12 protein-coding genes are annotated in these 14,833 nt (G+C 70.6%); all 12 read left to right on the forward strand.

Features of this window, described 5'->3' with window-relative positions; translation table 11 throughout:
• Positions 1-94 precede the first annotated feature (94 nt).
• The 12 genes from NE236_RS18370 (at position 95) to NE236_RS18425 (ending at position 14,757) form a co-directional block, all read left to right on the forward strand.
• Positions 95-1,216 carry a diaminopropionate ammonia-lyase gene (locus tag NE236_RS18370; RefSeq protein WP_252843240.1) on the forward strand — a complete coding sequence of 374 codons (1,122 nt, stop codon included), beginning with the start codon at positions 95-97 and terminating at the stop codon, positions 1,214-1,216.
• Positions 1,217-1,323: 107 nt separating this feature from the next.
• Positions 1,324-2,598, forward strand: coding sequence for a Zn-dependent hydrolase (locus NE236_RS18375; protein ID WP_252843241.1), 1,275 nt, complete (start codon positions 1,324-1,326; stop codon positions 2,596-2,598).
• A gap of 92 nt (positions 2,599-2,690) precedes the next feature.
• Complete coding sequence (locus NE236_RS18380; RefSeq protein ID WP_252843242.1) at positions 2,691-3,875, forward strand: ArgE/DapE family deacylase; 1,185 nt, start codon at positions 2,691-2,693, stop codon at positions 3,873-3,875.
• 235 nt (positions 3,876-4,110) lie between these two features.
• Complete coding sequence (locus tag NE236_RS18385; RefSeq protein WP_252843243.1) at positions 4,111-4,281, forward strand: thiomuracin/GE37468 family thiazolyl RiPP peptide; 171 nt, start codon at positions 4,111-4,113, stop codon at positions 4,279-4,281.
• Between the two features lie 139 nt (positions 4,282-4,420).
• Positions 4,421-4,594: a thiomuracin/GE37468 family thiazolyl RiPP peptide gene (locus tag NE236_RS18390; protein WP_252843244.1), complete on the forward strand. Its 174-nt coding sequence runs from the start codon at positions 4,421-4,423 to the stop codon at positions 4,592-4,594.
• 218 nt (positions 4,595-4,812) lie between these two features.
• Positions 4,813-6,468: a YcaO-like family protein gene (locus NE236_RS18395; protein WP_252843245.1), complete on the forward strand. Its 1,656-nt coding sequence runs from the start codon at positions 4,813-4,815 to the stop codon at positions 6,466-6,468.
• Complete coding sequence (locus NE236_RS18400; protein ID WP_252843246.1) at positions 6,461-8,353, forward strand: TOMM precursor leader peptide-binding protein; 1,893 nt, start codon at positions 6,461-6,463, stop codon at positions 8,351-8,353. The genes NE236_RS18395 and NE236_RS18400 overlap by 8 nt, the downstream gene beginning before the upstream one ends.
• A gap of 14 nt (positions 8,354-8,367) precedes the next feature.
• Positions 8,368-10,032 carry a SagB family peptide dehydrogenase gene (locus NE236_RS18405; RefSeq protein ID WP_252843247.1) on the forward strand — a complete coding sequence of 555 codons (1,665 nt, stop codon included), beginning with the start codon at positions 8,368-8,370 and terminating at the stop codon, positions 10,030-10,032.
• A gap of 24 nt (positions 10,033-10,056) precedes the next feature.
• Positions 10,057-12,540, forward strand: coding sequence for a lantibiotic dehydratase (locus tag NE236_RS18410; protein WP_252843248.1), 2,484 nt, complete (start codon positions 10,057-10,059; stop codon positions 12,538-12,540).
• Complete coding sequence (locus tag NE236_RS18415; protein ID WP_252843249.1) at positions 12,537-13,481, forward strand: thiopeptide-type bacteriocin biosynthesis protein; 945 nt, start codon at positions 12,537-12,539, stop codon at positions 13,479-13,481. Before NE236_RS18410 ends, NE236_RS18415 begins: the two co-directional genes overlap by 4 nt.
• Positions 13,478-14,623, forward strand: a complete 1,146-nt coding sequence (locus NE236_RS18420) for a thiopeptide maturation pyridine synthase (protein ID WP_252843250.1) — start codon at positions 13,478-13,480, stop codon at positions 14,621-14,623. Before NE236_RS18415 ends, NE236_RS18420 begins: the two co-directional genes overlap by 4 nt.
• Entirely contained in the window at positions 14,620-14,757 is a 138-nt protein-coding gene (locus NE236_RS18425) for a hypothetical protein (RefSeq protein ID WP_252843251.1), read from the forward strand. Before NE236_RS18420 ends, NE236_RS18425 begins: the two co-directional genes overlap by 4 nt.
• Positions 14,758-14,833 lie beyond the last annotated feature (76 nt).

Here is a 14,833-nt window from a genome sequence, read left to right on the forward strand (position 1 = left end):
CTCACCGTCGCGAAACAACGGTCGGTTTCTCCGAAGATTATAGGTCGAAAACATCCGCTAGACCGATCGTAGGAGGGCATCGCACTCTGAACGTGTGTCTGAGAACGTGTCCTCCCTCCGTGCGCTGCCGTGGTTTGCGCGGCCCAGCGCCCGTACCTGGAGATGTGCATCCGCGCCCGTCGAGGTGCGGGGCTTCCACGCCGCGCTGCCCGACTACTCGCCCACACCGTTGACCGAACTCCCCCTGCTGGCTGGGGAGTTGGGGGTTGGCCGGGTCTTCGTCAAGGACGAGTCATGCCGTCTGGGGCTGCCCGCGTTCAAGGCGCTGGGTGCGTCCTGGGCGGTCCACCGCGCAGTTTCCGAGCGGGCCGTGAGCGGCAAAGAACCGGGCCCGGTCACCTTGGTGACCGCCACCGACGGCAACCACGGCCGGGCGGTGGCCCGCATGGCGCGCCTGCTCGGGCAGCACGCCCACATTTTCGTTCCGCAGGGTGTACACCCGCAGGCCGTGGCGGCCATCGTCGCCGAGCAGGCGCAGGTCACCGAGATCGCGGGGTCGTACGACGAGGCCGTACGCCTGGCGGCCAGGGCGGCTGCCGCGCCGGACGCGGTCCTGGTCCAGGACACCGCCTGGCCGGGCTATGAGCAGATCCCGGGTTGGATCGTCGAGGGCTACTCCACCCTCTGCGCCGAGATCGACGAGCAGCTGACGGCCGAAGGAGTCGTCGAAGGACCTGACCTCGTGTCCATACCGGTGGGCGTAGGGTCACTGGCCCAGGCCGTCGTCACCCACTACCGCAGCCGCCCGTCCGGGCGGGCTCCGGCGCTGTTGTCAGTGGAGCCGGAGGCCGCGGCTTGCGTCCTCAAAAGCCTCACCCTCGGTGAACCCGTCAGCGTCACCACCGGTGAGACCATCATGGCCGGGCTGAACTGCGGTACCCCGTCCAGCATCGCCTGGCCTTGCCTGCAAGGCGGGCTGGACGCCGCTGTCGCCATCCCCGACGCGGACAGCACCCGGGCGGCCGCCCACCTCGCCGCTCTCGATGTCTCCTCGGGTCCCTGCGGAGCCGCGGCGCTCGCCGGTCTCCGCGCGGTGCTCACCGGCGTGGGCTCCGAAGAACGCCGAACGGCGCTGGGGCTGGAGGTGACCTCGGTGGTCGTGCTGCTGAGCACCGAGGGCCCGGCCGCCAACCCGCACTCCACAGTGGATCGCTGAAGTCCGGATCTCTGAAAGACCCCTTTCGCGACCGCCCCCCGTTGCCGGGCACACACCACCACTCCGCAACCGCTCCACCGTTTCCGACCAGTCCTGGGAGACAGGCCATGACGAGCCCCACCTCCGACACGATCACCGTCAACGGCGACCGCCTGTGGCAGTCCTTGATGGACCTCGCCGAAATCGGCGCGTACGACGACGAGCGCACCGGCCTACGCGGTGTCAACCGCCTCGCCCTGACCGACGTCGACGCGGCCGGCCGTCGCTGGGTCATCGCGTGGATGGAACAGGCCGGTCTGGCTGTCCGCATCGACCGGATGGGCAACATCTACGGCCGACGCGAGGGCAGCGACCCGGCCGCGGCCCCGGTCCTGACCGGCTCGCACATCGACAGCGTCGCCACCGCCGGCGCCTTCGACGGTTGCCTCGGCGTCCTGGGCGGCATCGAAGTCGTCCGCACCCTCAACGAACGCGGCATCACCACCCGCCGCCCCCTCGAGGTGGGCATCTTCACTGAGGAGGAAGGTGTCCGCTTCGGCACCGACATGCTCGGCAGCGCCGTCGCCGCCGGCCGCCTCACCCTGGAGTACGCCCACGCCCTGACCGACCGTGACGGCCTCACCCTCGGCGGCGAACTCGCCCGCACCGGCTTCGACGGCCCCGCCGACGTCGGCCTCACCCCGCCGCACGCGTACGTCGAATGCCACATCGAACAGGGCCCCGTCCTCGCTGAGAACGGGGCCCAAGTCGGCGTCGTCACCGGCGTTCAAGGCATCTCCTGGCAGGAGATCACCATCCACGGCCGGGCCGCTCATGCCGGCACCACCCCCACCCACCTGCGCGCCGACGCAGGGCTCGCGGCCGCGCAGATCATCGTCCACCTGCGGGCCCTGGTCGACTCCGGCGCCTACGGCGACCTGCGCGCCACAGTCGGCCATCTCATCGTCCACCCGGACCTGACCAACATCGTCCCGGCCCGCGCCGAACTGACCGTCGACCTGCGCAACCCCGACGACGTCCAGATGGCCCGCGCCGAGGAGGCCCTCGCCGCGTTCCTGCGCGACCTGGAGGGCAGTCAGCCGGGCCTTTCGTTGACGACCCGGCGTATGGCCAAGACCGCCTACGTCCCCTTCGACGAAGGGGTGCAGAAGGTCGTCGCGCAGGCCGCCGACGACCACGGCCTGGCGCACATCTCCCTGCTCTCCGGCGCCGGCCACGACGCCCAGGAGATCGCCGCGCTCTGCCCCACCGCCATGATCTTCGTACGCGGCGAGTACGACGGCATCAGCCACAACCCCCGCGAATACTCCACCCCCGAGGCATGCGCCCACGGCGTCGACGTCCTGGCCACCACCCTCCTGCGCCTCGCAAACCAGGACTGACCGCTCACGGCCACACCACGTCCCACTTGGCGTGCCCACCGCGCCCGCCCCTGTCTCCCGGGAGCGGCGTCAGAACTTCGGAAGGCCTCTCCATGCTCCCCGAGACTCCCTCGACCGCAGCGGCTCCCGATCCCCTGGACCCCGAACCCGGCCGCCTGCTGGCCCGGCTGATCGCCATCGACTCCGTCAACCCGGACCTCGTAGCCGGCGGGGCCGGCGAGACCGTCATCGCCGACTTCTGCAGCGAATGGCTGGCCGCCCGCGGCTTCGAGGTACACAGCTTGGAAAAGCGCCCCGGCCGGCCCTCGCTCGTCGCGATCGCCCGCGGCACCGGCGGCGGCCGGTCACTCATGCTCAACGGCCACCTCGACACGGTCGGCATGGCTGACTACGACGGCGACCCGCTCGACCCGCAGATCCGCGATGGCAAGATGTTCGGCCGCGGAGCCTTCGACATGAAAGGCGGTATCGCGGCCATGATGGTCGCCGCCGCCCGCGCCACCGCCTGCGGCCCGCTGCGAGGCGATGTCATCCTCGCCTGCGTCGCAGACGAGGAGAACGGCAGCTCCGGCACCGAGGAAGTGCTGGAGTCCTTCACCGCCGACGCGGCGATCGTCACCGAGCCGAGCCATCTCGAAGTCACCCTCGCCCACAAGGGCTTCGCCTGGTTCGACATGCGGATCGAGGGCCGCGCGGCCCATGGTTCGCGGCCCGAGCTCGGCATCGACGCCATCGCCAAAGCCGGGCACTTCCTGGTCGCGCTGGAGGAACTGGGACAGCGCCTCGCGCAGGGCCCGGCACACCCCCTCCTGGGCACCGGCACGGTGCACGCCTCCGTCATCCACGGCGGCCGGGAGCCCTCCACCTACCCGGCGTACTGCCACATCACCCTCGAGCGCCGCACCGTCCCCGGTGAGAGTGCCGACAGCGTCGAGCGGGAACTGACCGCCGTGCTCGACCGCCTTGCCGCCACGGTCCCCGACTTCCGCTACCGGCTGACCCGCGGCCTGCACCGCGAGCCCTTCGAGGCCGATCCGGAGGCACTGATCTTCCGCACCCTGACCCGCCACGCGCAAAAGGCTCTCGGACGCCCACCCGTGGTGCGCGCCGAGCCCTTCTGGACCGACTGCGCCCTCCTGGACCGCGCGGGCATCCCCTGCCTGCTCTTCGGCGTCGACGGCGCAGGTGCCCACGCCGCCACCGAGTACGTCGACCTCGCCTCGCTGGACCGCCTCACCGACATCCTCACCGGCACCATCGCGGACTTCTGCTCCTGAGCCCCCGTACCGGACCCGGACCGGTACGGAACGAAACGGGCATCACCATGACCATCCGGACCTCTTCGTTGATCTCGTGATCTTGTCGGGTGATTATTCGAACGCTGGCGGCGGGGTAGGCGCGTGATACCAGTTGGTGACTGTCTGTTTATGTTCTATTGCACGGAGTAATCGACGGGTGTAGGTTCCCTAGGTGTTGGGCGGTACCGCACTCCACGAAAGGGAGTGATCCACCATGTCCATACCAACGAATGGCCTGAGCGACTTGCCCGTCGAGTCCATCGACGTGCTGCCCGCCGACACCATCGAGGTGCTGGAAGCCGGTCACGGTATGACCGAGATCGCCGCCTCCAGCGTTTCCTCCGCGCCTAGCTGCATCAAGGCCGAGTTCGACGACCCGATCTGACCGATTCACCGCGACGGGGACGCCCGGCCTGTGTGCCGGACGTCCCCGGGCGCGGGCTGGGCAATGACGCAGCCGCGGCGCTTTCTTGCGGTTGTGGCAACAGTCCAAAGGACCACAACGTGAAAGGGAGTGATCCACCATGTCCATACCAACGAATGGCCTGGGCGACTTGCCCGTCGAGTCCATCGACGTGCTGCCCGCCGACACCGTCGAGGTGCTGGAAGCCGGTCACGGTATGACCGAGATCGCCGCCTCCTCCTCCACCTCGAGCTTTGGAAGCTGCCTCAAGGCCGAGTTCGACGACCCGATCTGACCGATTCACCGCGACGGGGACGCCCGGCTGTGCGCCGGACGTCCCCGGGCGTGGAGGGTGGGGCTGGGTAATGGCGTCGGTGGCCGCTTTGTCGTGGTTGCGGGGAGAGATTGATGCGTCCGCGTTTGCTGGACGATGTGCGTTTTGTGGAATCCGATGATGGTGTTTACGTCTGCGGTGACCAAGGGGCGTGCACAATTACGGGGCGCCATAGTTATGTGTGGCTGTCTCGGCTGGTGCCGTACCTGACGGGAGAGCGCACGCTCGGGGAGCTGACCGAGTCGTTGTCGGCCGAGCGGCGGGCGCTGGTGGAGCGGCTGGTCGGGTTGCTGGCCGAGCAGCGTTTCGTGGTGGACGCTCGGGCTGATGAGCCGCACGCGCTCAGCGCGGAGGAGTCGGCCGTCTATGCGGCGGAGATCGCGTTCATTCGGTATGGCTTTGATTCGGCGGAGCATCGTTTTGAGCGGTTGCGACGGGCGCGGATCGTGGTGGTCGCAACCGGCCCTGCCGGTCCGGTCCCGGTGGCGCTGGTAGAGGCGGGGTTGGGGTCGGGCTGGCGGGACGTTCGCACGGTCGTCGCCGCGGATCTGTCGGCGGCGATCGAACGGTGCCGCCGGGACGGCGCGCAGACCGTGCGGGCTGCCGCGGGCATTCCCGATGACGCCGACGTCGTCCTGCACGTTCACAGTGGTGAGGCCGTGGATGACCTGTTGGAGGTCGCCCGGGTCTGCGAGCGAGGCGACATCGCGCTCGGGCAGATCTGGGTCCGCGAAGACGAGGCGTGGACAACGCCGGTCTCCGACGTTGAGGCCGCCTCATACTGGCGTCGGCTGACGGGCCTGCCGCACGATCCGGACGGCGAGGGCGTGGACTGGCTGACCGGTCCGGTGCCGGCGGTGGTGGCGGCGCAGGCGGCGTTGTCGTGTTTTGAGTATCTGACCGGGATGACGAGTCCGCCCGTACAGCCGGCCATGATCCGCGTCGATTTGCGTACTTTGGACACCCGGCGGCACCGCGTGTACCCGTTTGTCCAGGCCAGCGATTCGGGCGGGAGGAACAAGCCCGGTTCCTTGGTGTCCGGGAAGCGGCTTGAGGCCGAGGAACTACGCGAACGCGCGTCGAGCCATGTCAATCCGCGCGTCGGAGTTCTCGGGGGATTGGACGAGGGTGACCTGGTGCAGACGCCGCTGTCGATGTGCCGGGCGACCGTCTCCGACCCGCGCGGTGTCCTGCCGTCCTGGGCGCCGGCACCGCGGGTGGTCGGCTGGGGACCGGACCGGCAGACGGCACGGTTGCGGGCGCTACTGGCCGGGCTGGCCACCTACCAGGCCCTCGCGGAAGAGGAGCGGCCTGTGGTGCCGTACAGGGCGCCGATCGGGGTCGCCGCAGGTCTGTCGTGGTCTCAGGCGGTGGCGGCCGGGCTGGCCCAGCATTGTGAAGCGTTCCTGTGTCGGTCCGGCGATGGCGCCTTCCCGATCGTGCCCGCGCTGGCCGACCCGGAGGTAGGACGCCTGGTGGGATTGCTGGAGGCGGCGGGCGAGCGGCCGGAGATCCGTGACCTGACCACCGAACTCGGCGTGCCCGCCTACGCCGCCGGGAACGCGAGACCGGCGTGCGGGGCGAGCCCGGTGGCCGCGATGCGCCGGGCGCTGGAGCGGCTGCTGCTGGCCTGGCAGGCACGCACTGAACGCGGGCCGTGCTACGCCGACCCGGTCTCGTACTGGGGCGACGAGGAGGAGGCCGAGGCTGCCGTGGAGGTGTTCACCAGGGCGCTGGCCGACGTCGGGCGGGCGCCCGCGATCTCTGTGCTCGGCCGGGATCGTGAGGTGGCCCGGCTGCTGCCGTACGTGGTCCGAGTGGATTGCGATGAGTGAGGTCCTCGCCACCCGGCCGGCCCCTACGCCGCCGGTGTGTGGTTCCGGTGGACTGCGGGCGGCTCTGGAGGGCGTACCGGTGCCGGATGGTGTGTTCGTCGTCGCCACCGACACCGAGGACGCCGAGACGTATGCGATGGCGCGGGCGTATGCGCGTGAGCATGGGTTCGCGTGGTTGCCGGTGCGGGCCGATACCGGGTGGGTGCTGATCGGTCCGGCCGTACGGCCGGGGGTGCCGGGCTGTCCGACCTGCCTGTGGCGGCGCCGTGACGCGAACCGGCCGGATGCGGCGGCGCGGCGGGTGCTGGCCGAGCGGTACGGATCCGGGCTCGGCGGCGGGCCCCTGATGCCGGTGCTGTGCGAGGTGGTGGCAGCGCTGGTGCGCGACGAGGTGACCGAGGGCTTTCGGCGGACCGATGGTGGCCTGCTGCGGGTGTCGGCGCGGACCGCGGCGGTCACCTCGCACCGGCTGATGGCCGACCCACTGTGCCCGGACTGCGGGAACCGGCCGCAGGACCGGCCGGCGCGGCTGCGGCTGGGTTCGGTGCCCAAGCCAGACCCTGCGGTCTTCCGTAGCGGGCCGTTGCCGGTCGAGCTGGAAAGACATTTCGTCGACGCTGAGGTCGGGTTGATCGGATCGATGGGGATGGAGCGGCAGGGGGATCTGCCGACCGTGGTCGCCCGGCTCGCCCCCGGCCGCAAGGGTGATACGGCCCGCCACGGGTATGGTCGGGGCTTTGACGTGGGTTCGGCTCGGCGCACGGCGATCGCCGAGGCGCTGGAACGCTACGCGAGTGCGCGCCCACGGGGCCGTCGCCCTGTCGTGCGGGCGCCGTACGCCGACATCGCCGACCGCGCGCTGGATCCGCGCACCCTGGGCCTGTATCCCGATGCCTGGTACGAGGAGCCCGGCTTCGACTACGTCCGATTCGATCCCGATCGGGACGCGCGGTGGGTGTGGGGCTACTCCTTCGGCACCGACCGGGCGATCCTGGTGCCATTGACGGTCGCCTACCACAATGCCGCCACCAGGGCCGAGCCTGGTCCGACGTCTGAGACCTCCAACGGCGCCGCGCTCGGTGGCTGCCTGGCTGAGGCGATCTTCTACGGGCTGTTGGAGGTCGCCGAACGCGACGCGTTCCTGATGACCTGGTACGCCCGCCTACCCGTGCCGAAGATCGACCTGGACACCGCCGCCGATCGGCGGATCCGGGTGCTTGCGGCGAAGGCGCGCTACGACGCCGGGTATGAGCTGATGGCCTTCGCGATGCCGATGGAACAACGCGTCCCCGCGATCTGGGCCATGGCCCTCGACCGGACCGGACATCCGGGCCGCCCGCACGCCCTGTGCGCGGCCGGCGCCCATCCCGACCCCGAGCAGGCACTGCGTACCGCCCTGTTCGAGCTGCTGCCGTCGGTCACGGGACTGGGCGACCGCTACGACGAACAAGACTCCGCGGCCATGCTGGCCGACTCCGATCAGGTGCGGGAACTGGAGGATCACCGGCAGCTCTACTGCCATCCCGGCGCCGGTCACCGGCTGGCGTTCCTGCCCGCGCAGACGCCCGGGCGGCCCCTGGGAGAGCTCCTCGAGGGCTGGCCGCAGCACGACGACCTCACCGACGACCTCGCCGAACTGGTCGGCCGGTACCTGACCGCCGGCCTGGACGTGATCGCGATCGAGACCACCTGCCCCGAGCTGCGGGCCGGCGGCTTCGCCGCCGCCAAGGTCTTGGTACCGGGCACCCTGCCGATGACCTTCGGTCACCGCTACCGCCGCACCCATGGCCTGTCCCGCCTGCTGACCGTACCCCGCCTGCTCGGCCACCACGACCGCGACCTGCGCCCCGACCAGCTCAATCCGTTCCCGCATCCGTTCCCATGAAGAAAGCGCGACCAATGAATCCGCAGCCCGGCAAGGCGCCCGCGGCGCCGACGAGCCGCCCGGACACGCTCGCCGATGTCCACGCCGCCGCGCCGGGGACGGCCACGCGCCGGTATCTGCGGGCGATCGATGAACGCGTGGCGCGGCCGATCGACTGGAGAGCCGCCCCGGCCCGCTTCAAGCACTACCCGCATGCCCCACGCATCGTCCTGGACGATGGCCGGTGGCCCGGTGAGCTGCTGCGCGGCCTGCTCGGACTGACCCGCATCATCTGGAATCACTCCCACGATGAGATCGGCGAGCCCGTGCCGGGCCGCAGGCACGTGACCATCGGTCGGCCGGCGCCGTCCGGCGGGGACCTGTATCCGATCGAGGCCTACCCGGCGACCGCCCGGGGGCTGTGCCACTATGACGTGGCCCACCACGGGCTGGAGAGCATAGGAGAGGGCGACCACCGCCCTGCCTTCACCCGGCTCCTGGCCCGTTCACCGGCCGCCACCCCGGGCATGGTGCTGGCGCTGACCGCGGTGTTCTGGCGCAACGGCTTCAAATACGACGACTTCGCCTACCGGCTGGCCTGCCAGGAGGTCGGGATACTGGCCGCCCAGGCGCTCGCGCTGGCCGACCCGCTCGGCCTGGACGTCACTATTCACATCGACTTCGACGGCCAGGCGGCCGACCGGCTGCTAGGCCTCGACACCGCCGCCGAGAGCACCCTGGCCATCCTCACCATCTCCGAACGCCATGCCTCCGGCCATCCCGCCGTCCTCGCCCGCGACGGCCGCACGGCCGAACCCGCCGCGTTCACCGGCACTGGAACGGCGACCGTTGCACAGATCACCGAGGCGGCTGATGGGCGCGGGGAAAAGCGCGGCCGGGCCGGTACCCAAGCCGTCCGTCCGGCCGACCCGCCGCCCTCGGTCAGCGAACGTCTGCCGTACCTGGCCGCCTTGCACGCCGCCACCCTGCGGCCACGTCCCATTCCTGGCGGCCCCAGCGGCGATCCAGCGCCGCCTCCGCCGCAGGGGCCTGTCGTGGAACTCCCCCCGGCCGAGCCGGTACGCGCCGCGGACGGCATCGCCCACCGGGCGTCCGCCCTGAACGGGTTCCAGCCGAGGCCACTGGCCTTGCGGGAACTGGCACGGATCCTGGCCGCCACCGCCGCCGGATACCCCGGCGACCTACCTGCCACCCCGCACGGGCCACAGGCCACCGCGCTGTATGTGCTGGCGCGGCGCGTCACCGGGCTGGCCCCCGGCCTCTACCGCTACCGGGCTGACGGACACGCCCTCCTCAAGGCCGCCGGCCCGCAGGCGCTCACTGACATCGCTGGCGGCCCGCTCCGCGCCAACACCCGTGCCGCGCTGCGTACCGCCGCCGCGGTACTCATTCCGGCCGGTGACCCACTGGCCGGAGCCGCGCGGTTCGGTGACCTGTGGTACCGGCTCCAGCAGGCCGAAGCCGGACTGGTCATCCACCGCGCCACTCTGACCGCCGCCGCCCTCGGCCTGACCGCCCGCATCCACTCCGATGGCACCAACCCCGCCACCGACACCGCACTGGGCCTGACCATGACCCCGTGGCGATCCCTGAGCTTCATCCTCATCGGGTTCCCCCGCACCAGCCGGCCGACGCTGACCACACCGGCCAGGCGTCTCGCCGGTCAGCGCAAGGGGTGACGCGAATGTTGCCGGGGGCACGAAGTGGCTGAGGTGTTCGGCGTTAGGGTCGCCGGGCTATCGGTCCAGGGGCTGGACGGGCTGCGGTTCGATCGGACCTGGGCGCTGGCCGATGAGCTGATCGAAGAAGATGCCTGGCTTGCCACCGAGGGTGAGGCACTGTCAGGCGTGCTGTACGAGCTGATCGGCTGCGGTATCCGGCCGGAGGACAAGCCGTTTCTGGTCGGGTTGCGGCGCGCGGTGCATGCGGGCCGCCGCCCGGACCGGCCGCAACGGGTACTGGCCGGTCTACCGGACGAGGTCGCCGTCCGGATCGTTGCGTGGCTGGTACGGCTGGAACGACGCGACGAACTCCACCGCCAGATCCCCGGCGTGCTGGTCGATGAGCTGGCGGCCAAGACCACCGCACTGCGGGATTTGGCCGCCGAGGAAGGATTCCGGCGCGGCCTGGCCCACTCAAGTCCGGTGCTCTGCACGGAGCTGGGCAAATGGATCGCCGACCCTGCGACGCCCCCGCGGCGCCAGGTGCTGGCCCGGCTGGCCCGCTACGTCGCACGGGCGGCCACCAAGACCAGCCCGTACGCCACGTTCACCATCAGCGGCCTGGGCCGCTGGAGTGCCGGCGGCCAGGCTGTGCGAACACCACGTGAGCTGAGCGGGCAGGCCGTCGCCGAATTCGACCTGGCAACGGTGTGGCGCCTGTGGGAAGCCCTCGCCACCCGGCCCGCCCTGCACCAAGCCGTCACCGTGCGCGCCAACCCGAGCCTGACCGAAGAGGACGGGCGGCTGTGGTTCCTGGGCGCCGGACCAAGTGAGGCGGTCACGAGTGTGCCCGCCACCCCTGCCGTGCGCGAACTGCTCACCCGTGCGGCGCAGCACCCGTGTCCCCGGCTCGGCGCGCTCGAGGAGGCCGCGGACTCACCCGCCCTCGTGGACCGACTCATCCAGATCGGAGCGCTGGAGCGGCGCCGCCCATTTCCCGACCAGGCGGCCGACCCGCTCGCCGAACTGCTCGCCTGGATCGAGGCGACCCTGCCGGCCGAATCACCCGACCGGCCCTGGCTGCCCGCCTGGCTGCGGTCACTGCACCAAACCGTCGCGAACCTCCCCGGCGCCGCTGCCCCAGACGCGCACCGCGACGGCCTGGCCGCGATCGGTGAACTGACCCGCGGCCTGCTGGAGCGCCTGGGCGACAACGCCGGGCCTGCCGCCCGGAACCTGTGCCTGGAGACCGCCGTCTCCGGACATGACCTGGCCGTATGCGGGCGTGACGCATGGCGGCCGGTGCTGGAGGACCTGCAGGTGCTGCGCCGGTTCCTGGGCCTGTTCGACTCAGACCTGGCGCTCAAACTGACGACCGCGCAGTTCTTCTGCGACAGCTACGGCCCCGAGCAGACGGTTCCCTTCCTGCGCCTCTACCGCCACGCCCACACCCAGGCGCCCGCTCTGCGCGCCCTCCTGCATTATGAGTCCATCCCGGACACCGCGCGGCTGCGTGAAGTCCAGCGGTTGCGCCGGCAAGCACGGCAGATGCTGCGCGACGCGCCCGAGAACCAGCGCGGGACGATCACCGTCCAGCCAGAGCTGGTGGGCAAGGTCGCCTCCGCCTGGCCGCCCTACATCCGCCCGCCGGGGTCGATCTCCTGTTACGGACAAGCCGTTCTGCACGGCTCGGGAGGCTCGGGCGGACTGGAGTTGGTACTCAACACGGTCTACTCCGGCTACGGCCGCCACACGGGCCGGATCCGGCACCTCCTTGGCCGCGCCGGAGCCACCCCCCCGCCCGGCCCGGCCTACTCGGTCGCCGAAACCGCGGGCGCCTTCGGCACCAACCTCAACCTGCGCCCGCCCGGTGCCGCCATCGGCATTGACTACCCATTCACCGTCACACCGGACCGACTCCGCCTCGCCGACCTGTACGTACGCTACGACCCGCGCAGCGGGCGGCTGATCCTGATCGACTCGTGCGGCCGCGAGATCCGGCCCGCTCACCTGGGCATGACCAGCGAACTGGTGCTGCCGCCCGCCTGGGCGTTTGCGATCCGGGTCTTCGGCGAACCGCCGGTGGCCCTGCCGCCGCTACAGGGAGGCGGTCATGGTGAGGGGCCGGTGCACCGCCGACCACGGCTTCTGATGGGCTCGGTCATCCTGACCCGCGCCCGCTGGCAGATGCGCGCGGGCGAGTTCCCCCGCCCCGGCAAGGGTGAGGCCGAGGCCACCTATCTGGTCCGCGTGGCCCGATGGCTGGACCAGCACCAGATCCCCCGGCGTTTCTTCGCCCGGATCACCCCCGCCGCCGGCCCCGACCCGCGCGACAAGAACCGCAAACCGCTGTACGTCGACGCCGCCAATCACTTCCTGCTCACCTCCTTCGCCCGCTCCACCCCCGGCCCCGACGACGTGCTCGTGCTCGAGGAAGCCCTGCCAGACCCGGCCGACGCCCCCGCCTACGGCCCACACGCCCACGTCACGGAGTACGTCTTCGAAATCGCCGGAGACCCCGCGTGACCGCGCCGGCACCCGAAATGCCTCCCCGAAAGCGCCGCACCGGCTGGATCAGCGCACACATCTTCCACGCCGGTGACCTGGACGCGCTCATCACCCAAATGGTCGCGCCACTGGTGACGGATCTGAACCCGGACGGCTTCTTCTTCCTGCGTTACTGGGAAGGCGGCCCGCACCTGCGGCTGCGCCTGCTCGGCTCCCACCCGGACCAGGCCCGCCACGTCAAGCACGAGCTGACCCGGCGAGCTCGCGAACACCTGAACGCCCACCCGTCCTCTCGAACCCTCACCCCCGCCCAATACGAGGCAATGGGCTCCCAGCAAGCCCGCGCAGAGCGGCTGCCTGCCCACGACGGGCGCCTCCACCCCAATGACACGGTCGAGTTCATCGCCTACCGGCCCGAACACCACGCCTTCGGCAACCCCGCCTGCATGGCAGCGGTCGAACGGCACTTCACCGAATCCAGCCGCCTCGCCCTCGACACGCTTTCCGGCCATCCCGGTCCAGGACGCCGCGCGGCGATCGCACTGGCCGCCCTCACCCTCACCCTGGCCGCCTGCCAGGCCGACCCCCGGCGCATGCGGCTCGACCCGCCGCCAGCGATACGAGACATTTACGACGCCCGCCGCGAAGACCTGCGCCGACAGACCCGCCACCTGTGGACGGCCGCCCCCGGCGGACCTCTGGGCACCTGGTCTCATTCCATCCATACGCTGCGCCGCGCCCTGACCGACGCCGGTTGCGCACCCGAAGACGCCGACTCGCCGCTGGGCTTCCTCGCCCACGCCGCGCCCCCCGAGCACCGGCCGGTCGCCGAGGTGCTGCTGCGCTGCACCCACCTGCTCAACAACCGAATCGGCCTCACCCCCACCGCGGAGAACCGCGTGGGCATGCTGACCGCCCACATCCTGCACGACCTGTCCGCGATCGGAGACATCACATGACCACTCAGAACGCGACCACGCCGGAGACGGCCGCGCGGCGCGCCGGGCCGGTCTGGCACTCGGCACACATCTACTACCACGAACCCGACAAGACCGACCTGCTGCTGGATGCGATCCGCCCGCTGATGTACCGCCTGCGTGACGTGGCCCCGGCCGCGCACGTCCTACGGCACTGGCGCCGGGGCCCGCACCTGCGCCTCAACATCCGCGCCGACCCGCACACCTGGACCCGCACCATCCAGCCCGCCATCGACCACGAAATCGGCGACTACCTCGCCACCCACCCCTCCACCGCGCGACTGGATGAACGGGCACTGCTGGCCCAGCACAAACTGCTCGCCGACCTCGAACAAGAACACGGCCCGCTGACGCCCTGGTTTCCCGACAACAGCATCCAGTACGCCCCCTTCGACGACCGCCTGCACGTCCTGGGCGACGTCGAGGCGGTCGACCTGCTGACCGGCTTCTACACCGACAGCACCCCGCTGCTGTTCCAAATGCTCGAACACCTACGCTCCGGCCACGACACCGTCGAGTTGCTCGGCCTGGGCCTGATGCTGGCCAACTCCATCACGGCGATGCCGCCCATCACCCGCAGCTTCATCTCATACCGCTCCCACGCCGAAGGCTTCATCGCCCAATGCGCCGACGCCGACGCGACCCGCGCCCGCTTCGACACCGACTACCAGGCGCATCGCACCCAGCTCATCGACCGGGCCCGCGCCGTCATCGCCACCCTCGAAGACCCTGCCGCGCCCCCCGTCCCGTTCGCCCGCGAATGGGCCAACCTCATCGCCTGCTACCGAGACCGCGCCACCCCGCTGATCGCCGAGGGCAAGCTCATCCAGCCGCTCGTCTTTGACCAGAACAAGGCCGCCGAGTGGCCGAGCGAGTTTCACCGCATGATGTTCGGCAACCGCGCCTACCACCGCGCGGCATTTGAAGACCCCGAGTTCAGCCGCTACCGGCTGCTCATCAACTACACCTACCTGCAGATCAACCGGCTCGGCCTCACCCCGCCCCAGCGATTCCGGCTCTGCCACCTGGCCGCGAACGCCGTTGAAGAAGTCTGCGACGACAACGCCATCGCCGCCATCCGCGCCTACGTGACCGCCCATCCCAACCAGCCGGAGCAGACATGAGCAGCCCGGTGTCACGCCGCAGCCTGTTCAACTCATCTGAGCGGCAAGGCATGGAGGGCTCGGTGCCGGGCGGGATCGAGCAGAGCGCGGGTGATCTGAGCGGACGCTGCGCGATCCCGCAGAACTCATCCTGAACCCCAACGCGTCGAGCGAGCAGGAGCAGTGGCCCTGCGGCACGTCAGACGCATCAGCAGTCTCAAGACCACCGAC

This window comes from Actinoallomurus purpureus (genome assembly GCF_024055795.1).
Classification (GTDB): domain Bacteria; phylum Actinomycetota; class Actinomycetes; order Streptosporangiales; family Streptosporangiaceae; genus Actinoallomurus; species Actinoallomurus purpureus.